Below are 22,209 nucleotides of genomic sequence, written 5' to 3' on the forward strand. Positions count from 1 at the left end.
GGAAAAAATGAACGTACGCACAGGGAGAGAAACGAGTGATGAAGCCGACGATTTACGATGTCGCGCGCGCGGCCGGCGTTTCGACCGCGACCGTGTCGAAAGTGATTAACGGGACCGGCCGCATCAGCGACAAGACGCGCAAGCGAGTAACCGAAATTATGGAGGAGCTGCGCTACCAGCCCAGCATGGTCGCGGCGGCGCTCACCAGAAGAAGCACGTCGACCGTCGGCCTGATGCTGCCGGATTTGGCCAACCCTTATTTTGCGGAGATCGCCCGGGCCGTCGAGGACCGCGGCCACGAATTCGGTTTCAGCCTGTTAATCTGCAGCACCGACAACGACCCGTCCAAAGAAGAAAAATATTTGTCGCTGATGGTGCAAAAATGCGTGGACGGCATTATGATCGCGACGAGCACCGGGCAGGACGGATTGCTGCGGGAGCTGGCCGAACAGCGGATGCCGATCGTCGCGATTTCCCGGGAGCTGCCGTCGCTGCCGGTCGATACCGTGATGGTCGACGATTTTATGGGCGGTTATATGGCCGGGAAGCATTTGGTCGGACTCGGGCACCGGCGGATCGGCATTATCGCCGAGAAGCTGGGCGCCTCCAGCAGTCCCGAGCGGATTCGCGGCTGCCGTCAGGCGATGGCCGAAGCGGGCATCGGGGCGGACGATTCGCTGATCGCCGAAGCAAGCTATACCGTCGACGGCGGACGCAAGGCGGCCGCGCGTCTGCTGGGCGGCGGCGAGCCGCCGACGGCGCTGTTCGCCTGCAACGACGTATTGGCGATCGGCGCGTTGCAGGCCGCCTTCGAGCGCGGTCTTCAGGTGCCGGAGCAGCTGTCGGTCGTCGGATTCGACAATACGATGCTCGCGACGATTACGGCGCCCCCGCTGACGACGGTGTCCCAGCCGATTCAGGATATCGGACGGCGCGCGTTCGATGCGCTGCTTCAGGAAATTCGCGGCGAGAAGCGGACCAAACAGCGTCTCGTGCTTTTGCCGGAGCTTGTCGTCCGCCGCTCGACGGCGCCCGTAGCGGGCGGCCTGTAACCGGGCCGCCTGCACGCTTGCGGAGAACGGATAAGACGCATGCTGCCGCGGCGGCCGCTATCGTCGCGATGCTCATTTTTTATGTTGACAGCGGTAGAGAGAGGCGCTATTGTTAAAGGGTAAGCGGTTAACCTCAAGCATCATTTTACGGTTTCGCTTATAGTTTATAAAGAAGACAACGTTTGCAAAATAACCGGATTGCGTAAAATGCGGCAACGGATACCGTGCCAGACCATGCGGGAAGGGAGTGGCTTGATGTTAGGGTAACCGGTAACCCCCCCCTTGTCTCAAGGACGATCCGATTCGACTTGTCCGGCGGTTTATCTTTGAAAACGTTTAAAAGGAGGATGACGGAGGAGATGGGGACGATTCGACTGACGATGGCCCAGGCGCTCGTACGCTTTTTGAGCAGGCAATATGTGGAGGTGGACGGCAAGCGGCGTCCGTTCTTTCGCGGCGTAATGGGCATATTCGGGCACGGCAACGTAACCGGCATCGGTCAGGCGCTGGAGCAATACAAGGATGAAATGCTGTTTGTCCAGGGGAAGAACGAGCAGGGGATGGCCAACGCGGCGATCGCATACGCGAAGCAGAAGAACCGGCTCGAAACGTTCGCCTGCACGACGTCGATCGGGCCGGGCGCGCTGAACATGGTAACCGCTGCCGGCACGGCAACGATCAACCGGATTCCGCTGCTTCTTTTGCCCGGCGATATTTTCGCGGGAAGACAGCCCGACCCGGTTCTTCAGCAGATCGAAGTGACGCATGATTACACCGTGTCCGTCAACGATGCGTTCAAGCCGGTCAGCAAATATTGGGACCGGATCGTCCGTCCCGAGCAGCTGATGACAGCCGCCTTGAACGCGATGCGCGTGCTGACGGACCCGGCCGAGACCGGCGCGGTGACGCTCAGCCTGCCGCAGGACGTGCAGTGCGAAGCTTACGATTACCCCGAGGAGTTTTTCGCCGGGCGGGTGCATACGATCGATCGTCGTCCCGCGGCTCCGGCTGCGGTCGCCCGCGCGGCGGAGCTGATCCGCGGCAAGCGCCGGCCGCTCCTGATCGCCGGCGGCGGCGTCCATTATTCCGGCGCGACCGATGAGCTGGTCCGCTTCGCCGAATCGTTCGGCATACCGGTCGCGGAGACGCAGGCGGGCAAGAGCGCGATAGCGTGGAACCATCCGCTTGGCTTCGGCGGCGTGGGCGCGACCGGCACGTTGGCGGCGAACCGGCTCGCGGCGGAAGCGGATGTCATTATCGCCGTCGGCACCCGGCTGTCCGATTTTACGACGGCGTCCAAGACGGCGTTCCGCCATCCGCAGGCAGAAATCGTGAACATCAACGTCAATGCGGCGGATGCCGCGAAGCTGGACGGCATTCCGGTTGTCGCCGACGCGCGTGAGGCGCTGGCCGCTTTGGGCGAGGCGCTGCGGTCGGCCGGCTACGCGGCCGGCTACGACAAGGCCGAGCTGGCGGCGCTGAAGCGGGAATGGGACGCGGAAGTCGACCGGCTCTATGCGGTGGAGCGGGAAGACGGCCTGGCCCAAACCCGTGTGCTCGGCGTCATCAATGAATTCGTCGACGAGCGGGACGTGATCGTATGCGCCGCCGGCAGCCTGCCGGGCGACCTTCACCGGCTATGGCGGTGCGAGAAGCCGAAGACGTACCATATGGAATACGGATTTTCCTGCATGGGCTATGAAGTGTCCGGCGCATTCGGCGTACGGCTGGCCGAGCCGGACGGCGAAGTATACGCGCTCGTCGGGGACGGCAGCTATTTGATGCTCCACTCCGAGCTGGTCACGTCCTTGCAGGAAGGGCGAAAAATTACGGTGCTTCTGCTGGACAACGGCGGATACCAGTGCATCCACAATTTGCAGCGGGCGAACGGCAGCGAAGGATTCGGCAACGAATTCCGCGAGCGGGGGGCGGACGGCCAATTGAGCGGCGACTGCCTGACGATCGACTATGCGGCCCACGCGTCGGCGCTCGGCGCCAAAACCTTCAGGGCGCGCACGGCGGAGGAGCTTCGGGCTGCGCTGAACGCGGCGAAAGCAGAAACCCGTTCCGTGCTGGTCGACATCAAAGTGCTGCCGGGTACCGGTACGGACAATTACGAGTCGTGGTGGCGGGTCGATGTGGCGGAAGTGGCGGAATCGGAGAAAGTCCATGCGGCTTACGGCGCGATGCGGGAGAAACTGAAAACCGCCAGGCCGTATTGATAACGCGTTAGGGGGAGTGAACGGTGGCTTTGAACGTGAAATACGGCATTTCGGGCATCAACTGGGTAAACGAGGATATGCCGGATCTCGGCGATCATTATACGGCGGACGACGTTCTGTCCCAAATGCAGGCGCTCGGCTTCGAAGGGACGGAGTTTTGCCGCAAATTTCCGCGCAGCGTTCCCGAGCTTTCGCGGTTGCTGGAACGATACGGCATGACGCTCGTGGCGCAATGGAAGTCGCTGGCGTTCCGCGACGCCTCGCGGCGGGAAGAGGAGATGCGGGCGTTTCGGGAGCATGCCGATTTTTTGCGGGCGATGGGCAGCCGTTATGTCGTCGCCTGCGAGACGGGCGACGCGTTCGAAGATCCGCATTCCAACCGGGTTGCGATACAGCCGCTTACCGATGAACAATGGCGGAATCTTGCCGAAGGGTTGAACGAAGCGGGCCGATACTGCCAATCTGTCGGGCTCGAGCTCGTCTATCACTACCACGGGGAGACGGTGATCGAACGCGGGGAAGACATCCGCAGGCTGATGGAATCGACGGACCCGGCGTATGTGCATATGCTTTACGATACCGGCCACGCCTACTACGGCGGCAGCGATCCGCTCGACATTTTGCGAACTTATTATGACCGTATCCGCTACATTCACTTGAAGGACGTGCGCCGGGACGTGCTCGAGCGCGCGCGCCGCGACGGCCTCCGCTTCCGGGAAGCGGTGCGTCAGGGAGTATTTACGGTGCCCGGCGACGGCAGTATCGATTTTGCGCCGATTTACCGGGAACTGCATGAACGGGGTTACGAGGGCTGGATTTTGATCGAGGCCGAGCAGGACCCGGCTGTCGCCGAGCCGACCCGCTATGCCCGTCAATGTATGGAATATATTCGCGGCATTACGCCGTAAACGTTGTGCAGCAGTACAGCATGAAAATACGTATAAAGCGAGGTTATGACTCATGTCGTCCGTTTCAATCGGCATTATCGGCGCGGGGCGGATCGGCCGCCTGCACGCCGAGCAATTGAGCCGAAATCCCGCCGTGCGCGTGGCGGCCGTCTCCGACGTCCGGCTGACCGGCGAGCTGCGCGACTGGGCGAATTCGCTCGGCATTCCGCGCGTCACCGCCGATTACCGCGAGCTGCTGGACGATCCCGATATCGCCGCCGTTCTGATCTGCTCTTCGACGGATACGCATGCGGCGATCATTGTGGAAGGGGCGGCCCGAGGCAAGCATATGTTCTGCGAAAAACCGGTCAGCTTCGATTACCGTGAAACGGCCAAAGCGCTCGAGGCCGTGCGCCGCGCCGGCGTTATTTTGCAGACCGGCTTCAACCGCCGCTTCGACCGCCATTTCATGCGGGTGCGCCGGTGGATCGACGAAGGGGCCGTCGGCGAACCGCATCTTATCCGGATTACGTCACGCGACCCAGCCCCGCCGAGTCCCGAATACATTCGCGTATCCGGCGGGTTGTTCATGGACATGGCGATCCACGATTTCGATATGGCCCGTTATTTGGCCGGCAGCGAAGTGGCCGAGGTATATGCCCAGGGGGCGGTGCTGGTCGATCCGGTTATCGGCGAGCTCGGCGACATCGACACGGCCATTACGACGCTTCGGTTCGAGAGCGGCGCGCTCGGCGTAATCGACAACAGCCGCCGCGCCGTGTACGGCTACGATCAGCGGATCGAAGTGTTCGGCTCGAAAGGGAGCGCCTCCGCCGGCAACGATTATCCGAACAATGCGGAACTTAGCACCGCAAGCGCGGTGAGCCGGGATTTGCCCAAATACTTTTTTCTGGAACGCTATGCGGAGGCCTATGCGGACGAAACGCGCCGTTTCATCGAATGCGTTCGCGACGGCGCGAAGCCGCCCGTGGACGGGAACGACGCGCTGCAGGCGGAACGGATCGCCCACGCCGCCAAGCTGTCGCTGCTTGAGCGGCGACCTGTCGCGCTGGACGAGGTGCGGTAACTTTCCCGATTAGTTTAATAAGGAGGGGTAACGGATGCCCAAATCGGAACTGGTTGTGCCAAGCGCCGCAACGCCCGGCGCTTCGGGCTGTGTTGTGGAAGTGACGCCGGCGTCGGCAGGCTGGCGCTATGTCGGTTTCCAGGCGTACCGGCTGAAGCCGGGAGAGCGGCTGGAAAGCGAGACGGGAAGCGACGAGTGCTGCCTCGTACTGCTGTCGGGCAAGGCGGACATCTGGACGTCGGCCCAGCGGTGGGACGATGTCGGGGAGCGGATGAGCGTATTCGAACCGAAGCCGCCCTATTCGGCCTATGTGCCCTCGGGAGACCGGTTCGGCGTCGAGGCGTTGACGGAGGTGGAGCTCGCGGTATGCCGGGCGCCGGGGAAGGGCACCTATCCCGCGCGGCTGATCGTCCCCGCCGACGTCGGCGTCGAAATACGCGGGCAAGGACTGACCGAGCGCGTCGTGCGCAATATTTTGCCGGAAGGAGAACCGGCGGACAGCCTGCTCGTCGTGGAAGTGTATACGCCGGGCGGCCATTGGTCGAGCTATCCGCCGCACAAGCATGACGAGGACCGGCTGCCCGACGAGTCGCTGCTGGAGGAGACCTATTACCATCGCATCGAGCCGGCGCATGGCTTCGCGGTTCAGCGGGTTTACACCGATGACCGGTCGCTGGACGAGACGATCACGGTGCGGGACGGCGACGTCGTGCTGGTGCCGAGAGGCTATCACCCGGTAGGCGCCCCTGCGGGCTACGATGTGTATTATTTGAACGTGATGGCCGGGCCGGTTCGCACCTGGAAGTTTCATAACGATCCCGACCACGAGTGGATTATGCAAGGATGGAGCCGTCCGGTTGCGGCGGGCGGAAAGAACGGGGGGGATAGCCGATGACGCTGCCGCCGTTTGCCGCCGGCCGTCCGCTCGACGTGATCGGCCTGGGCCGGCTCTGCATCGATCTGAACGCCAACGAAATTCATCGTCCGATGGAAGAGACGCGCACGTTTACCAAATATGTCGGCGGTTCTCCGGCGAACATTACGATCGCGCTCGCGCGGCTGGGGGAGAAAACGGGTTTTATCGGCAGAGTGTCCGACGATCAGCACGGCCGGTTCATTACCCGCTACCTGGAAGAGCGCGGCATCGATACGAGCCATGTCATAACCGACAAATCGGGCAGCGTGACCGGGCTTGCGTTTACGGAAATCAAATCGCCGACCGACTGCAGCATCTTAATGTACCGGGACAATGTGGCCGATCTGAAGCTGGAGCCCGGCGACATTGACGCGGCCTATATCGGCAGCGCCAAGGCGCTCCTCGTATCCGGCACCGCGCTTGCGGCCAGTCCGTCGCGGGAAGCCGCGCTCAAGGCGATTCACGTCGCCCGCGAGTGCGGAACCGTCGTCATCTTCGACATCGATTATCGGCCGTACACCTGGACGTCCCGCGAGGAGACGGGCATCTATTGCTCGATTGCCGCCGCGAAGAGCGATGTTATACTTGGCGGACGGGAAGAATTCGATCTTCTCGATGCGGTGTATGAAACGCCGCACGGCGATGACCGGCGGACCGCGGAACGCTGGTTGCGGGAGAGCGCCGGCATCGTCGTCGTGAAGCGCGGCGGCGACGGCTCGACCGTGTATGCCCGCGACGGCCGAAGCTGGACGGGGCGCACGTTCCCTGCCCAGGTCGTCAAGACGTTCGGCGCGGGCGACGCTTTCGCCGGCGCGTTCATTCACGGGCTGCTGCACGGCTGGGACATCGAACGCTGCCAGCTGTTCGGCAGCGCCGCCGCATCCATCGTCGTTGCGAGCCACAGCTGCTCGGACGCGATGCCGACGGCGGAGCAGATCGAAGGCGTCATCGGGCGGTATGCGAACGGCTGAGCCGCGAATGCGTTTGTTCCGCCGCACGTTGCTGCGGGCGGGGGAACGGCGGCACTTTCGCAAATCGCCGACAACCGACAGACAGGAAGGAGAGCGTCATGAGCATAAAGAAGATCCAAAATTACATCGGAGGCAAATGGGTCGATTCCGCAACCGGGCGGACGGACATCGTGCCGAACCCGGCGACGGGCGAGACGATCGCGCACGTGCCGATCTCGGGCGGCGAAGATGTCGCCCGGGCGGTGGAGGCCGCCGCCGCCGCGTTTCAGGAATGGCGGAATGTGGCGGTGCCGAAGCGGGCGCGCATTCTGTTCAAATATCAGCAGCTGCTCGTGGACCATTGGTCCGAGTTGGCCGAGCTCGTCACACTGGAGAACGGCAAAAGCTATTCCGAAGCATACGGCGAGGTGCAGCGCGGCATCGAATGTGTCGAATTTGCCGCCGGGGCGCCGACGCTGCTGATGGGCCATACGCTGCCGGATATTGCGACAGGGCTCGAATCGTGCATGTACCGCTATCCGCTCGGCGTCGTCGGCGGCATTACGCCGTTCAATTTTCCGATGATGGTGCCGTGCTGGATGTTTCCGCTTGCGATCGCGTGCGGCAATACGTTCGTCCTGAAGCCGTCCGAACGGACTCCGCTTTTGGCGGGCCGACTCGCCGAGCTGTTCGAGGAAGCGGGGCTGCCGCCCGGCGTGCTCAATATCGTCCACGGCGCCCATGATGTCGTGAACGGCATGCTCGAACATCCCGGCATCGCCGCCATTTCGTTCGTCGGCTCCCAGCCGGTAGCCGAATACGTCTACAAGACGGCCGCCGCGCACGGCAAACGGGTGCAGGCGCTGGCCGGGGCGAAAAACCACTCGATCGTCCTGCCGGATGCCAATCTGGATCTCGCGGTGAAAGAAATTATCAGCGCCGCGTTCGGATCGGCCGGCGAGCGCTGCATGGCCGCTTCGGTCGTCGTCGCGGTCGGAGAGATCGCCGATCCGCTTGTGAGTCGGCTGGCGGAAGCGGCCCGCGGATTGAAAATCGGTCCCGGCATGCGCGAAGGCGTATTCCTCGGGCCGGTCATTCGTGACAGCCACAAAGCGAGAACGATCCAATATATCGAAGCCGGCGTGCAGGAAGGGGCGGAGCTGGTGCTGGACGGCCGGGAAGCGGCCGAAGCGTCCGGCGACGGTTATTTCATCGGGGCGACGATATTCGATCATGTGCGGCAGGGCATGAAAATATGGACGGACGAAATATTCGCTCCGGTACTGTCGGTTGTCCGGGCGGCCACGCTGGACGAGGCGATCGATATCGCGAACGCTTCCGAATTTGCCAACGGCAGTTGCATTTATACGGACAGCGCCAAGGCGATCCGGCATTTCCGGGAGCGTATCGACGCCGGGATGCTTGGCATTAACGTCGGGGTGCCCGCGCCGATGGCGTTCTTCCCGTTTTCCGGATACAAAAAATCGTTCTACGGCGACCTTCACGCCAACGGCCGGGACGGCGTCGAGTTTTATACACGCAAAAAAATGATCGTCGCCCGCTATTGATTTCCCGGCGCGCGGCTCGCCGCATGATGGCTTGGCGGTTGCGGTCAACCACATGTCATCGGGATCGCATGGATTGTTGAAACTCCGGACACATTATCGCGTATCACCTACCGTTAGGATTAAATGCCAATAAAACGTTTCCGGAGGGATAACATGATCGTTACGACTACGCCGACATTGGAAAACCGGCCGATTATCGACTATTTGGGCATCGTCAACGGGGAAGCCATCATGGGTGCAAACGTAGTGCGCGATTTTCTCGCATCGATCACCGATATGATCGGAGGGCGTTCCGGCGCTTACGAAAACAAGCTGAAAGAAGCGCGGGACATCGCGATGGATGAGATGAAAAGCCAGGCGGCACGTCTCGGCGCCAACGCCATCGTCGGCATCGACATCGATTACGAAGTGGTCCGCGACGGCATGCTGATGGTCACCGTAAGCGGCACCGCGGTCCGCTGCTGACCGCAGGCCAAAGCCGAATGCTTGACAGCAAGCTATAGTTGACAGCAAGCTCCTCCGTTCGCCGGGGGAGCTTTGCTGTTTGAGGCGGGGCCGCGCACATTGCGGCAGCTGCTAAATGTAGCTGCTCTTTGTATGGCGCGCCGCCCATGCCGCAAAATGAACGGAATCCTTTGTCACATTCGCTCGTCGGGATGAAACTTTTTATCCGAAAGGCTCGTTAACAGAAATGTAAAGAAAAGTGGGACGAAAGAGGGGTTATCGGATTGACATCGTCTTTAAATCGCCGTAACGGCACAATTGCGGCATTGACAGCTTTATTGCTGTTGATGTTCGGTTTGCTGCAGTCCGCGCCGGCGTTCGCCGACAGCGCCGACGCCGAAACCGGCATCGCCGTGCAAGCCGAGACCGGCTACCAAGGGAAAGCGAAAGATATGGTGTGGCAGCCCGTGAAGCTGACGTTGACCAACCGTACGGCCAAAGATTTGAAAGGCGAGCTGGCCGTCTCGGTTTACGTGCCGTACGGCGGGCAGTCGACAGACTATGTCGTTCCGGTGGAGCTTCCGCGCAGCACGCCAATCGAGGTGACGATGATGCTGCCCGGTGTCTCGCTGAACAAGGATACGAACCGTATCCGGTTCTTCGAAGGCGGCGTCAAGTCAGGCAAAGAAGTGAAAGTCGGACTCGAATATTTGACCAATCAGCTGACGGCATCGTTCATGATCGGCGTGGTGTCGCGCGATCCCGACACGCTTAATTTTATGCCGACGCTCAATCAGAAAGGTTATGCGATCGAGGTCGTGCCGCTGAAAGCGGAGCAGCTTGCCGAACAAGCCGCGGCATACGATATGCTCGATGCGCTGGTGCTGAACGATGTGCCGACGGCGACCTTGAGCGGCGAACAAGTGGAAGCGATCGTGACCTGGGTCAAACGCGGCGGCACGCTCATTTTAGCCGGAGGCGCCGGCTACGCCAAGACGGCCGAAGCGTTCGCCGATATTACGCCTGTCAAGCCCGGCGGAACCGAGACGTTGAAAGCCCTTCCGGCGCTGGAGTCTTATGGCGGCAAGCCGCTGCCCGCCGGGAGCGCGGTCACCGTATCGACAGGCGAATTGGCCGCGGGAAGCGTGATCGTTTCCGAAAACGGGCTGCCGCTGGCGGCCAAACGGGCAATCGGCCGAGGAGAAGCGCTGTATGTCGCATTCGATCCGTCCCTCGAACCGTTCGCCTCCTGGAGCGGCAGTCCGGCCGTCTGGGCGCAGCTGCTGCAAAAAAATCTGTTGCCGCTGCAGCCGGGACTTAAAATGGGCTATGACAACCGATTCTGGGGACTGCAGCAAATCGCCGACATGTTTCCGTCACTGAATCCGCCCGATATCCGGATTTTACTTGTCTGTTTCCTGATCTACCTGGTGCTCGTGGCGCCGGTTATCTATTTGCTGCTCTACAAAATCGACAAGCGTGAATGGGCATGGTGGCTTATTCCCGCCGTCTCGGTTGCGACCAGCATTGTCATCTTCCTGGTCGGCGTGGCGGACAAGCGGACGACGATGACGCATTCCGTGCAAACGATCGAGCTGACCGGCCTCGGGGACGGCTTTCAGACCGGCGTGACGGCGATTTTTTCGCCAAGCGGCGGAACGGTGCGGGCGTCGTTCCCCGAACAGATGCGCGTGCTTACCTATCCGAACCGGAACAATCCGGGCGGCGGATTGCGGCTCGACAATACGGAGCAAGTGACAGTCGGGGAATCGGCCACGACGGTCGTCTGGAGCGATGTCCCCTATTGGTCGACGCGAAAAGGATGGATCGAAGGGCGCAAGGTGGACGATGCCGGCCGTTTCGATATTAAAACGAGCTACGAAAACGGCGGTTTGCGCATCGATGTGACCAATGGCACGCCGACCGCGCTGACGAACGTGCATGTGCTGATGAACGGCGGCGCGTACAAGCTCGGCGACTTGGCCCCGGGCGGCACCGCGACGGCGACCGTACCCGGCTATACGCAGACCGCGCCGCCGGCGTATGTCGATTACGGTATGCTCCTGTTCCCGCAAGGCCCCAATACGCGAAACGACGAGTTCGCCCGGGAACGCGCGCTTGCGGCAAATTACATGAACCGGTACCAGGACTCGCCGCTGCCGCTTGAGCCGGTCGTCGTGGGCTTCAGCAAAGACGGGAATCCCTGGTTTGAGGTGAACGGCAAGCAGGTGAAAACGGACAATGTGACGCTGTGGGTTCAGCCGTTCCGTCTCGAATCGGTGCAGGACGGCCGCTATTATGTGCCGCCGGGTACGGTTCAGCCGTTCATTACCGACAATCGGATGGAGCAGATGACAAGAAATCAGGACGGAACCATGAGCCTCACCAGAGGGGAACTGGAATTTGAGTACCGGCTTCCGGAAGCCGCGGGCGTCGATTACGAATCGCTGCGCATCTATCCGGACAACCGGTTCGGCCAGCAAAACCGGATTCAATGGTCGATCTGGGACGCGGCCGCGGGCGAATGGACGGAGCTTCAGCTCGGTTCCGGCACTCTCGATTTGGGCGAACGATCCCCGAATTATGTAGCCGACGGGGGGATTATACGGATGAAGGCCGCCGTAGCCGCGCAAGCGGAAACAAGGCTGCCGGGCATCGGTCTGGAAGGGAAGGTGAAGCGCTGATGGAAACGAAAACTTCCGTACCGATGGTGGAGATCCGGGGGCTTACGAAATCGTTCGGCGCTTTCCAGGCGCTGAAATCGATCGATTTGACCATCGAAAAAGGGACGGTTTTCGGTTTTGTCGGACCGAACGGAGCCGGAAAGTCGACGACGATGCTCATTCTGTCGACGCTTATGGCGCCGACGTCGGGCTCGGTCAAGGTAGACGGCTTCGAGGTGACCGAGCATCCGAAAGAAGTGCGCAAGCGGATCGGGTATATGCCGGACTTCTTCGGCGTGTACGATCAGTTCAAGACGACGGAATATTTGCATTTTTACGGCGCCAGCTACGGCATTCCGAAGAGCGAGCGGGATCAGCTCATTCCGCAGCTGCTCGAACTGGTCAATCTGAGCGACAAACGGGATGCCTATGTCGATACGCTGTCCCGCGGCATGAAGCAGCGGCTCTGTCTGGCCCGCTGTCTTGTGCACGATCCGGAGTTGCTCATTCTCGACGAGCCGGCTTCCGGCCTCGATCCGCGAGCGCGCATCGAGATGCGCGAAATATTGAAGGAATTGAAAGCGATGGGCAAGACGATCATTATTTCCTCGCATATTTTGCCGGAACTCGCCGAGATGGTCGACGAGATCGGCGTCATCGAGCACGGACAGATTATCGCCCAGGGCAAAGTCGCGGACATCCAGAACCGGCTCCGGGTCAAACGGATTTTGTCCGTCCGCTTGACGGGCCGCGAGGAGGAAGCCGAGGCTTTCCTGCGAAACCATCCGCTCGTGACGCGAACGATGCGAGACGACCGCGTCGTGCATGTCCATTTTGCCGGCGGGGACGAGGAGCAGGCCGATTTGCTTCGCCAGCTGCTGGATGAAGGCTTCCGGCTCATTTCGTTCAGCGAGGCGCAGACGAATCTGGAAGATATCTTTCTCGAGATTACGAAAGGAGGCGGCGGAACGGCATGAAAAACGGTTCGGCGGCGAAAGGCCGGTCCTCATGGAGCAGCAAGCTGGTCAACCCCGTGCTGGATAAAGAATTCCGGTTGCGGATGCGCACTCCCCGCTCCATGTGGGCGATTTTCTTTTACGTCGGGGCGATGGGCGCAGCCGCTCTGGCGTTCATCTATTTGATGACGGAGATTAACCGTCACGGACCGTCCGCCTTCAATCCGGAAGAAAGCCGGATGATGTTTATTTTCATATCGTTCGCCCAGATGGGGTTGATCGCATTTATGGCGCCCGGCCTGACTGCCGGCGTCATCAGCGGGGAACGGGAAAAGCAGACGCTCAACCTGCTGCTCACGACGCAGCAGAGCTCGGCGACGATCATTTTGAGCAAGCTCGTTTCGTCGCTCGCTTTCATGATTTTGATCGTGCTGGCGACGATGCCGGTATACAGTATCGTATTTTTGTACGGCGGCATTTCGCCCTGGCAGCTGCTCGGCTTGTTTCTGTTTTTCGTTTTCGTCATGTTCGTGCTCGGCGCTTTCGGATTGCTGTTCTCCACGCTGTTCAAGCGAACGATGCTGGCTGTCATCGCAACGTACGGTGTTACGCTGTTTTTGTTCATCGGGACCGCGCTTATGTTTCTGTTTCTGAACGGCGTTCTGCAGGAGCTGTATCGTAATGTCCCCTCGACAGGAGCGCCGCCGTACCGCTGGATCGGCCATCTGTTGGCGCTTAACCCGGCGGCGGCGATGTACAGCATACTCGAACCTAGCCTGACGCGCCAGGCGTTTTTCGTCAGCGGCATGCAGGGCAATGCGCGATCGCCGATGACGCTGTGGCAGGAATTCATTCTGATCTATTCGATTGTAACGAGCTTGCTTATCGGGCTCAGCATCCGTTACCTTCGTCCGCGGTTGAAGCGGAGAACATAAAGGAGACGCGCGTCTACCCGTTAATCGAAAGGAGAGGGGCTCATGGACCGGGAGGATGATCGCATCAGGCGTGCCGGGCCGCCTTCCCGCAGGCATCCGCTGCTTGAGCTGCTGCTGCCGGTCCGGCGCCGGCTGACGTTGTTCCGTCTTGCCGGCGCCTCGCTGACCGGCCTGCTTGCCGGCAGCGCCGCCGCGCTGCTGCCGCTTGCGGCGAGCCGGATATGGCCCTTGCTGCATGCCCGTTGGTATGCGGCGGCGCTAGTCTGCGCCGGCGCCGCTGGCGGTGCCGCCTACGCGATATGGCGGCGGGCGACGGCGGAGGAAGCCGCCCGGGTGATGGACCGGACCGGCACGAACGACGCGGTCTGCACGGCGCTCGGGGCGCTGGAAAGCGAGGCGCCGGTCGCCCGGCTGCAGCGCGAAGAGGCGATCGAGCAGGCGAAGCGGTACGGCGAGTCGCTCAAGGAGCGGCTGCCGTGGCCTTCCTGGCGAAACCGAAAACGCGAGGCGGCCGGTCTGACGGCGATCTGGCTGGCGGCGGCCTTGTTGCTCGCCTGGCCCAATCCGCTGGATGACCGGGCGAAGGCGCTCGCCGAGGCGAGACACCGTTTGACGGACGCCGCACAAGAGCTGGATGAGCTGGCAGAGGAGATTCGGAGCCGGGACCTGCCGGAGGAGGCTAAGGAGCCGCTGGCGCGATCGCTGGATGAGCTGCGGCGGGATATGAAACGCGCTGCCGACCCGGATGCGGCGCTTGAGCAATTCGAAGAGACGCTTCGGGAGATGGAAGCGGCGGCGGAACGGGCGCGTGAGGCGATGAGGCGTATCGATGCTGCCGCAGATGCGCTTCGCGGCGAACCGGCGCTGCGTCCGGTCGGGCAGGCGCTGCAAAATCGGGATGCGGCTGCCGTACGCCAATCGCTCGATACGCTTCGCGACGAGCTCAGACGGCTGTCCGACGAGGAGCGGAAAGCGATCGCGGAGGCGCTGGAACGGATCGCCGGGCAGCAGCCGGATGAAGCCGGCGCGCTGAAGCAGGCGCTGGAAAAAGCGGCGGAGCAGGTCCGCGGCGGCGAAAGCGGCGGGGAAGATAGCGATGCGCTGGACGAATTGGCCGACGCGTTGGATCGCGAGCTGACGCAAGCCGAGCTGGAAGCGCTCGCCGAACAAGTGGCCGAGCGGCTCGGGGAATCCGGGCAGGCGCTTGCCGAACAGCTTGCTGCGCAAGGATTCGATGTGCCGTCAGGCATGATTGCGGGCGCCGCGACGGGCGGAAGAGCGAGCGGTTCCGCCGCCGGAAGCGGAGGAGCGCCGTCCGGCGCGGCCGGCGGCGAGGGCGGAGAAAGTGAAAGCGGAGGCCAATCGGGCCAAGGTCAAAGCGCCGGTGAAGGTTCGGGAACCGGCTCGGGACAGGGCGCAGGGACGGGCCAGGGAGCCGGAGCGGAGCAAGGCGCGGGAGCCGGAGCAGGGCAAGGCGCAGGCGGCGGAAGCGGCCAGGGCGCGGGCGGCGGAAACGGCCAAGGTGCGGGCGGCGGAAACGGCCAAGGTGCGGGCAGCGGAAGCGGCCAGGGCACGGGCAGCGGAAACGGCCAAGGTGCGGGCAGCGGAAGCGGCCAGGGCGGTCTTGCGGGAGGAACCGGCGCGGGAGGCCGCGGCCTGGTGACGACGCCGCGCTCGATGCAAGGTTCCGGCAATGTGCAGCAGGACGGCGGTCCCGCTTCGGGCGGCAGCGTGCAGACGGGCGGCCAATCGCCGACCGTCGACGGCATGACCCGGCCGTACGAGGAAGTGTACGCGGAATATGCCGCGGAGGCGAAACAGGCGCTTACCCGCACGCCGCTGCCGGGTACGCTGCAGCAGCGGGTGCAGGATTATTTTGATGAAATACAACCGGGCCGGCAGGCGAACAGGGGGAGCACAGATGATTGAATCCAAAGCGCAAGTGGAACAGGCGGCCGAGAAGATCGCCTCATTGAAAGCGGAGATCGGCCGCGTTATAGTCGGACAGCGGGCAGTCGTGGAGCAGCTTCTCTGGTGTTTGCTCGCCGGCGGCCATGCGCTGCTGGAAGGCATCCCCGGTCTCGGAAAGACGATGCTCGTGCGAACGGTCGCCGATACGGTCGACCTGAAGTTTACCCGCATCCAGTTTACGCCCGATCTGATGCCGGCCGATATTACGGGCACGACGCTCGCGGAATTCGGCCGTCAAGGGGAAACGAGCTACCGCTTCCAGCCGGGGCCGGTATTCGGCAATCTCGTGCTGGCGGATGAAATTAATCGGGCCACGCCGAAAACGCAGAGCGCGCTGCTGGAAGCGATGCAGGAAAAAACCGTTACCGCCGGAGGAACAACTTACCCGCTGCCCCGTCCGTTCTTTGTGCTGGCGACGCAAAATCCGCTCGAGCAGGAAGGCACGTATCCGCTGCCCGAGGCGCAGCTCGACCGCTTTTTGCTCAAAATCGATGTCTCGTATCCGACGCGCGAGGAGCTTAAGGAGATCGTCGTGCGGACGACTTCTCCCGTCCAGCCGCGGGCCGAGCGGATTATGGATGCGGCTGCGCTGACGGAGCTGCAGTCGCTCGCCAAAGACATTCTGGTTTCGGACGAAATGGCGGAAGCGGCGGTCGATCTGGTCATGGCGACGCATCCGGACGAAGCGGACGCGCCGGAGCAGGTGAAGCGCTACGTTCGTTACGGCGCCGGACCGCGGGCCGTTCAGGCGATCGTTTCCGTCGCCAAAGTGCGGGCTCTTGCCGCCGGCCGGCTTCACGTTTCGTGGCAGGATATCCGCGAAGCGGCGCTGCCTGCGCTTCGTCACCGGATCGTGCCGGGCTACGAGGCGCAGGCGATGGGCATGAAAAGCGACGAATTGGCCCTTGCGGCGCTGGAAGCGGCGGAGGCGCGGCGATGAGCGGCGGCGAGCGGGAGACGGGACTTGAACGGCTGTTTCCCGATATGTCCGTGCTGTATCGGCTGGAGCGGATGAGCCTTCCGGCCAAAGGCCGGTTTCGCGGGACGATGCAGGGCAAGCGGCGTTCGCGGGCACTCGGCAGCTCGCTGGAATTTGCCGATTACCGTCCCTATGCGCCCGGCGATGACATTCGCCGGATCGACTGGAACGTATACGGCCGGACGGGACGCGCTTTCGTCCGCCAATATTGGGATGAGCAGGAGCTTTCCGTCTGCCTGTACATCGACGTCTCGACATCGATGCGCTTCGGCGAAGAGAGCGGACGCAAGCTGGATTATGCGCTCAGGCTGGCGGCATGCGTCGGCTATGCGGCGCTGGCGGGAGACGATCGTGTGGCGGTGCGGCTGTTCGCCGACGGCATCGTGCGCGAGCTGCCGATGTGCCGGGGAAGAGGAGCGGCGCATCGGCTGTTCCGTTTTTTGGACGGGGCGCTCAGGGGCGATTTCGAAGGAGAGGCGGGAGCGGCCGGCGGTTCCGATCTGTATGCGGCGTTCCGGCATCCTTCGGCGCTGCCCGGCCGGTCCGGCCAGACATGGCTGTTTACCGACGGCCTGCACGAGAGCGGGCTGGAAGATACGATCCGGGCGCTGCTGGCCGCAGGTCAGGACGTTGTTTACGTGCAGCTGCTCTCCCCGGCCGAGATCGATCCCCAGCTGGCCGGAGAACTGCGGCTTATCGACAGCGAGACGGGAACAGGCAAGGAAGTGGCGATCGGCGGAAGCGTCGTCGCTTCGTATCGCCAGGCGGTCCGGCAGCACTGCGAGACGATTCGCCGTTACTGCGAGGAGCGCGGTGTCGCGTACCTGTTCGTCGATACGGGGCGCCCGATTGCCGATACGGTGCTTCGGTCGTTCCGGGAGGCAGGGCTGCTGCGCGGCTAGCGCATGCATGGACGACAAGTCGGTTCGCAGACCGGGAAAGGAGGAGGAGGATGCAATTTCAATCCGTCGCATCGCTATGGTTCGCGCTGGCGCTGCCGGCTATCGCGCTCATGTACATGCTGAAGCGGACGTATGACGATACGATTGTGCCGAGCCATCTGCTCTGGCGCAAAGCGCTGCGGGAGCAGGAAGCGAACCGGCCGTGGCAAAAACTGCGGAGCCGCCTCCTCATGCTGCTTCAGCTGCTGGCCGCCGCTCTGCTCGTTTTCGCGCTGACCGACCCGGTTCTCTTGAAGGGGGGAACGGCTGCCGGACACGCGGTCATCGTCATCGACCGCTCGGCAAGCATGAGCGCGCTGGCTCCCCAAGACGCCGCGGCGGACGAAGGGAGCGGAACTGCTTCCGCTGCCGGAGGCCGTACGATGCTGCAGGCGGCGGCCGAGTTGGCCGGGCAGTGGCTGGATGACCAGCCCGCCGGCCGCGAGGTGACGCTGATCGGAACAGGTCCGCAGCCGGAAGTGCTCGCAGCCCGCACCGCCGATCGAAGCGCTCTGCGCGATGCGCTCAGCCGGCTTGAACCGGTCTACGGCGTGACCGACGATGCCGCCGCGCTGTCGCTGGCGGATTCGCTGGCGCGGGAGGAGGAAGAAGGCGAGATCGTGCTGTTCAGCGACGGGAGATGGCTGGATGAGTCATCTCAGGACTTGGCGCTGCACGCGCCGTTCAGCTTGTTCGATGTCGGGACGGAAAAAGGCTCCGCTCCGCCGGCCTGGAACAATGTGTCGATCGCCCATTTCGGGATCAAACCGGAGCCCGAAGGGAAAGCGGGCAATCGCGGACTGGTCACGATTCGCAACGAAAGCGGCGTTCCCCGCAACGTGACGCTTGAAGTGTTCGCGGAAGGAAAGGAGGGCACGGTCGCCCGCGCGCAGACGACCGTGCCGCCTGGAGAATGGAAAAGCGTGACGCTGGGTTCGCTGCCTGACGCGGCGTACTACAAAGCGGTCTTGCGTTCGGCTCGGGACGTCTACGCGGCGGACGATACGGCTTACCAGTTCCCGCCCGCTTCGCAGACGCATAACGTTCTGCTCGTCACCGGCGGCAATCTGTTCCTCGACAAAGCGCTGCAGCTTGCGGGGGCGCGCACGATTAAGGCGAAGATATCGTCGTTCGAGCCGGATGCGGAAACGGTGAAAGCGGTGGATTGGGTCGTGCTCGACGGCGTGTCCGACGAAGACATTCGGTCGGCGGCATGGCGGCAGCTCTTGGACGCGAAGCCGGTATGGCGCATCGTCGATGCGGATGCGCCGCCGGAAGGCACGATGGCGAGGACGCCTTCCGGCGGCGAGGTGAAGCTGAAGCCGCATGAGGTGACGCGGTATACGACGTTCGAAGAGACGCATATCGGCCGGATCGTTACGGGAGACGGCGCCCGCGGCTGGGGCGAGCCGATCGTGACCTATGGCGGCCTGCCCGCCATCTATGCGGACATCCGGGACGGTCGGCCGATGCTGACGTTTGCGTTCAGCTTGAGCGACACCGATCTTCCGCTTCGCCCGGAATTTCCGATTCTGGTTATGCAGGCGGCGGAATGGATGGGCGGCGGAGATCGGCGGCACCTCGGCGTTGCCGTGGCAGGGGGGACGATTGAAGTGCCGCTTTCGCCGGACGCCGACGATGCGCGTTTTGTTCCGGTCGAAACGGCAGTTGCAGAGGACGAAGCGGAGGAACGGGCAGCGGACCGGACGGAAGGACGTCTTTCCGGCACGCAGACCGTCCCGGCCGTACCGGGGCTGTACCGTTTTGTGGAGACGGATATGGACGGGCGGGAGCTGTCCGGCCGCTTTTTGGCGATAACGGCCGATCCGAGGGAAAGCCTGGCCGGTTCGTCCTTGCGGGTAAGCCGCGCAGCGGAAGGACGGGCCGAAGGATCGTCCGCTGCGCCGGACGGCAATGCCGCGGAGGCGGGCCCCGCCGCTAAGCCGGCATTCGCACAGGGCGCTTCGCTTGCACCGTGGGCGGCATTGGCGCTGCTATTGCTCCTTGCAGCGGAATGGGAGGTGTACCGCCGTGGGCGTTCAGGTTGATCAGCCGTTGGCGCTGCTTTTGCTGCCGGTCTGGGCGGCGTTCATCTGGTGGACGGCGCGCTCGACTGTCAGGCTGACGGGCGGCCGCAAGGCGGCTGCTATCGGGATGCGGGCATTCATCCTCCTGCTGCTGATTGCGGTCGCAGCGGGTGTTCAGCCGTATGTAACGCAGAAGCGGCTCAACATCGTCTTCGTTGCCGACCGTTCGGCCAGTCTGGACGCCGACGCATTCGCCGGAGCATGGATTGCCAAGGCGATTGCCGCCAAGGGAGAACGTGATGAGGCGGGCGTCGTCGGCGCGGGGCTTGATGCCGCCGTGGAGCGGACGTTGTCGCCGGACGGGCTCCTGGACGAGGGGCGTTTTTCGTTCCGGGCGCAAATCGACGGCCGGTTTACCGATCTTTCCCGTGCGCTGCAGATGGCGTCGGGCATGCTGCCGGAGGAAGGCGGCCGCATCGTGCTTTTGTCGGACGGGGAGGAGAATGCGGGCGATCTGATGCGCCAGGCGCGGCTGCTGAAGGATCGTGGCATTGCGGTCGATGTGCTGCCGGCAGCGCCGAAGCAGCGGACCGACGCTGCGCTGGAAGAGATGAAGGTGCCGAAGTCGCTGCGCCAGGGCGAGTCGTTTACGATCGAATTGCAAGTGGCGAGCACCTTCGCCGGCCCGGCGGAGCTTCGGATTTATGCCGACGACACGGAGCTTGCCCGCAGTGAAGTCGAGCTGGAGCAAGGCGTAAACCGGTTCGTTATCCGGACGATGGCGAAGGAACCGGGCTTTCACCGGTTCCGCGCGGAGCTGTATGCGGCGGACGACGAGCAGCCGGCCAACAACGCCGCCTATGCGTTCAGCCGGGTGAGCGGACCTCCGGCGGTGCTGATCGTGGAAGGGGAAGAAGGCTCGTCGGCCAACCTCGTTTCGGCGCTGTCCGGTTCGCTCATTGCCAGCGACGTCATTCCGCCCGAACGGCTGCCGCTCGAATTGGCCGATTACGCCAAATATGACAGCATCGTGTTGAATAATGTTCCCGCCACGCGCATCGGGGAGAAGCCGATGCAGTGGATCACCCGGGCGGTTGGCGATTTCGGCGTCGGTCTCGTCAAGGTCGGCGGGCAGGACAGCTACGGGCTGGGCGGATATTTCAAAACGCCGATCGAGGAGGCGCTGCCGGTTTATATGGATCTGCAGGGCAAGCGGCAAATTCCTTCTCTCGGTCTTGTACTTATCATCGACAGATCGGGCAGTATGAGCGACGGGAAGCTGGAGCTGGCCAAGGAGGCGGCGATGCGTACGGTCGAGCTGCTGCGCGATCAGGACACGGTCGGCGTTCTCGCCTTCGATCATACGCCGTGGTGGGTCGTGGAGCCGACCAGGCTGACGGATCGGGACGACGTGCTGTCGCGCATCCAGGGCATTCAGCCCGATGGCGGCACCGAAATCTATACGGCGCTTGCGGAAGGATACGGCAAGCTGCGGCAGGTGGACGCGCAGCGGAAGCATATTATTTTGCTGACGGACGGACAGTCTTCCACGGCGCCGGATTACGGCGCGCTGACGAAGCGGATCGCAGATGCGAACATGACGCTGTCCACAGTGGCGGTCGGCGACGGCGCCGATACGCAGCTGCTGGAGTCGCTGGCCAATCAGGGGAAAGGCCGCTACTATTTTACGAATGACCAAAGCACGCTGCCCGCCATTTTCAGCAGGGAGACGGCGATGATGTCCCGAACGTACATCGTCGAGCGGACGTTTACGCCGGCGGTCGGGCAGGCGGGGGATTGGGCGCCGCTGTTCAGTTCGGGGCTGCCGGCTGTCGACGCCTATATCGCAACGACGGCGAAAGAGACGGCGGAAGTCGCCCTGCTGACGCCGGAAGGCGATCCGCTGCTGGCGCGATGGCAGTACGGCTCAGGGAGGTCGGTCGCCTGGACGAGCGATCTGACGGGCCAATGGTCGAGCGGCTGGATCGGTTGGCCCGGGTTTCCGGAAACGTTCGTTCAATGGGTCAAATGGACGTTTCCGCAGTTCTACAGCTCTCCGTACGAAGTATCGGTGCAGGCGGAAGGCGGGAAAGCCCGTCTCGCTATCGTCGCCGAAGGGCAGACGGAGAGCGGCGGCGGCACGCTCGATGCGACGGTGTCGGGCGAAGCGGGAACGGAAATGTCGCTGCGCCCTGTGGCCACGGCTCCGGGCGAATACGAGGCCGTCCTTCCGCATGCGGAGCCTGGCGCTTACCTCGTCCGCATCGGCTCGAAGGAAGGCGGAACGACGGCCGGCTTCGTCGTTCCGTATTCGCCGGAGTACCGGATCGCCGGAGGCGACGGCGTGGCGAAGCTGGAGCGGGTGGCGGAGCTGACGGGCGGACGGGTGCTCGACCCGGAGCGTCCCGAGGAAGCTTTTCAAGCGGAGCCGGCGGTTACCCGGCTCACGACAGACATCAGGCGCGCGCTGCTGATCGCCGCGCTGCTGCTGTGGCTGTGCGACATCGCGCTGCGCCGCGTGTCGCTGCCCTGGCGCCGGCTGGCGGCCGCGCTCGCCGGCCTTGCGCCGGGCAGGCGCTCGGCGGCCGGGCAGAAGCCGGCAGCCGGCGGA

16 protein-coding genes are annotated in these 22,209 nt (G+C 63.0%); all 16 read left to right on the plus strand.

Going from position 1 to position 22,209, the window contains the following annotated elements:
* Nucleotides 1-38: 38 nt before the first annotated feature.
* Nucleotides 39-1,052, plus strand: a complete 1,014-nt coding sequence (locus ABEV74_RS12935) for a LacI family DNA-binding transcriptional regulator (protein ID WP_430146492.1) — start codon at nt 39-41, stop codon at nt 1,050-1,052.
* Nucleotides 1,053-1,411: 359 nt separating this feature from the next.
* Nucleotides 1,412-3,274, plus strand: a complete 1,863-nt coding sequence (iolD, locus tag ABEV74_RS12940; RefSeq protein WP_430146493.1) for a 3D-(3,5/4)-trihydroxycyclohexane-1,2-dione acylhydrolase (decyclizing) — start codon at nt 1,412-1,414, stop codon at nt 3,272-3,274.
* 23 nt (nt 3,275-3,297) lie between these two features.
* A complete protein-coding gene (gene iolE, locus ABEV74_RS12945; protein ID WP_430146495.1) occupies nt 3,298-4,182 on the plus strand; it encodes a myo-inosose-2 dehydratase in 885 nt (294 codons plus the stop codon).
* Nucleotides 4,183-4,234: 52 nt separating this feature from the next.
* The gene (gene iolG, locus ABEV74_RS12950; protein WP_062492653.1) at nt 4,235-5,248 is read left to right on the plus strand and encodes an inositol 2-dehydrogenase; all 1,014 of its coding nucleotides are present in this window, start codon (nt 4,235-4,237) and stop codon (nt 5,246-5,248) included.
* Nucleotides 5,249-5,282: 34 nt separating this feature from the next.
* Nucleotides 5,283-6,143, plus strand: coding sequence for a 5-deoxy-glucuronate isomerase (gene iolB, locus ABEV74_RS12955; protein WP_430146497.1), 861 nt, complete (start codon nt 5,283-5,285; stop codon nt 6,141-6,143).
* A complete protein-coding gene (gene iolC, locus ABEV74_RS12960; RefSeq protein WP_213531122.1) occupies nt 6,140-7,135 on the plus strand; it encodes a 5-dehydro-2-deoxygluconokinase in 996 nt (331 codons plus the stop codon). The genes iolB and iolC overlap by 4 nt, the downstream gene beginning before the upstream one ends.
* Before the next feature lie 98 nt (nt 7,136-7,233).
* Entirely contained in the window at nt 7,234-8,682 is a 1,449-nt protein-coding gene (locus ABEV74_RS12965) for a CoA-acylating methylmalonate-semialdehyde dehydrogenase (protein WP_430146499.1), read from the plus strand.
* Nucleotides 8,683-8,835: 153 nt separating this feature from the next.
* Complete coding sequence (locus ABEV74_RS12970) at nt 8,836-9,147, plus strand: YbjQ family protein (RefSeq protein ID WP_430146501.1); 312 nt, start codon at nt 8,836-8,838, stop codon at nt 9,145-9,147.
* Between the two features lie 263 nt (nt 9,148-9,410).
* Nucleotides 9,411-11,810: a DUF7408 domain-containing protein gene (locus ABEV74_RS12975; RefSeq protein ID WP_430146503.1), complete on the plus strand. Its 2,400-nt coding sequence runs from the start codon at nt 9,411-9,413 to the stop codon at nt 11,808-11,810.
* Between the two features lie 23 nt (nt 11,811-11,833).
* Nucleotides 11,834-12,766, plus strand: coding sequence for an ABC transporter ATP-binding protein (locus ABEV74_RS12980; RefSeq protein ID WP_062496763.1), 933 nt, complete (start codon nt 11,834-11,836; stop codon nt 12,764-12,766).
* Nucleotides 12,763-13,680, plus strand: a complete 918-nt coding sequence (locus ABEV74_RS12985) for an ABC transporter permease (protein ID WP_430146505.1) — start codon at nt 12,763-12,765, stop codon at nt 13,678-13,680. Before ABEV74_RS12980 ends, ABEV74_RS12985 begins: the two co-directional genes overlap by 4 nt.
* A 42-nt stretch (nt 13,681-13,722) precedes the next feature.
* Nucleotides 13,723-15,609: a hypothetical protein gene (locus ABEV74_RS12990; RefSeq protein WP_430146507.1), complete on the plus strand. Its 1,887-nt coding sequence runs from the start codon at nt 13,723-13,725 to the stop codon at nt 15,607-15,609.
* Nucleotides 15,602-16,591, plus strand: a complete 990-nt coding sequence (locus tag ABEV74_RS12995; protein WP_430146509.1) for an AAA family ATPase — start codon at nt 15,602-15,604, stop codon at nt 16,589-16,591. Before ABEV74_RS12990 ends, ABEV74_RS12995 begins: the two co-directional genes overlap by 8 nt.
* On the plus strand, nt 16,588-17,532 hold the full coding sequence (locus tag ABEV74_RS13000; protein ID WP_430146511.1) for a DUF58 domain-containing protein: 945 nt from the start codon (nt 16,588-16,590) through the stop codon (nt 17,530-17,532). Before ABEV74_RS12995 ends, ABEV74_RS13000 begins: the two co-directional genes overlap by 4 nt.
* Before the next feature lie 50 nt (nt 17,533-17,582).
* Complete coding sequence (locus ABEV74_RS13005) at nt 17,583-19,619, plus strand: vWA domain-containing protein (RefSeq protein ID WP_430146513.1); 2,037 nt, start codon at nt 17,583-17,585, stop codon at nt 19,617-19,619.
* On the plus strand, nt 19,603-22,209 hold a 2,607-nt coding region (locus ABEV74_RS13010; protein ID WP_430146515.1), incomplete at its 3' end, for a VWA domain-containing protein. The genes ABEV74_RS13005 and ABEV74_RS13010, both read left to right, overlap by 17 nt.

The sequence above is a fragment of the Paenibacillus cisolokensis genome (genome assembly GCF_050481165.1).
Lineage (GTDB): Bacteria > Bacillota > Bacilli > Paenibacillales > Paenibacillaceae > Paenibacillus_AH > Paenibacillus_AH cisolokensis.

Bases quoted from the DNA above. Each gene is read 5' to 3' on its own strand.
- ABEV74_RS12935 (WP_430146492.1), top strand. From the start codon at position 39: ATGAAGCCGACGATTTACGATGTCGCGCGCGCGGCCGGCGTTTCGACC.
- iolD (WP_430146493.1), top strand. From the start codon at position 1,412: ATGGGGACGATTCGACTGACGATGGCCCAGGCGCTCGTACGCTTTTTG.
- iolG (WP_062492653.1), top strand. From the start codon at position 4,235: ATGTCGTCCGTTTCAATCGGCATTATCGGCGCGGGGCGGATCGGCCGC.
- iolB (WP_430146497.1), top strand. From the start codon at position 5,283: ATGCCCAAATCGGAACTGGTTGTGCCAAGCGCCGCAACGCCCGGCGCT.
- iolC (WP_213531122.1), top strand. From the start codon at position 6,140: ATGACGCTGCCGCCGTTTGCCGCCGGCCGTCCGCTCGACGTGATCGGC.
- ABEV74_RS12965 (WP_430146499.1), top strand. From the start codon at position 7,234: ATGAGCATAAAGAAGATCCAAAATTACATCGGAGGCAAATGGGTCGAT.
- ABEV74_RS12970 (WP_430146501.1), top strand. From the start codon at position 8,836: ATGATCGTTACGACTACGCCGACATTGGAAAACCGGCCGATTATCGAC.
- ABEV74_RS12980 (WP_062496763.1), top strand. From the start codon at position 11,834: ATGGTGGAGATCCGGGGGCTTACGAAATCGTTCGGCGCTTTCCAGGCG.
- ABEV74_RS12985 (WP_430146505.1), top strand. From the start codon at position 12,763: ATGAAAAACGGTTCGGCGGCGAAAGGCCGGTCCTCATGGAGCAGCAAG.
- ABEV74_RS12990 (WP_430146507.1), top strand. From the start codon at position 13,723: ATGGACCGGGAGGATGATCGCATCAGGCGTGCCGGGCCGCCTTCCCGC.
- ABEV74_RS12995 (WP_430146509.1), top strand. From the start codon at position 15,602: ATGATTGAATCCAAAGCGCAAGTGGAACAGGCGGCCGAGAAGATCGCC.
- ABEV74_RS13000 (WP_430146511.1), top strand. From the start codon at position 16,588: ATGAGCGGCGGCGAGCGGGAGACGGGACTTGAACGGCTGTTTCCCGAT.
- ABEV74_RS13005 (WP_430146513.1), top strand. From the start codon at position 17,583: ATGCAATTTCAATCCGTCGCATCGCTATGGTTCGCGCTGGCGCTGCCG.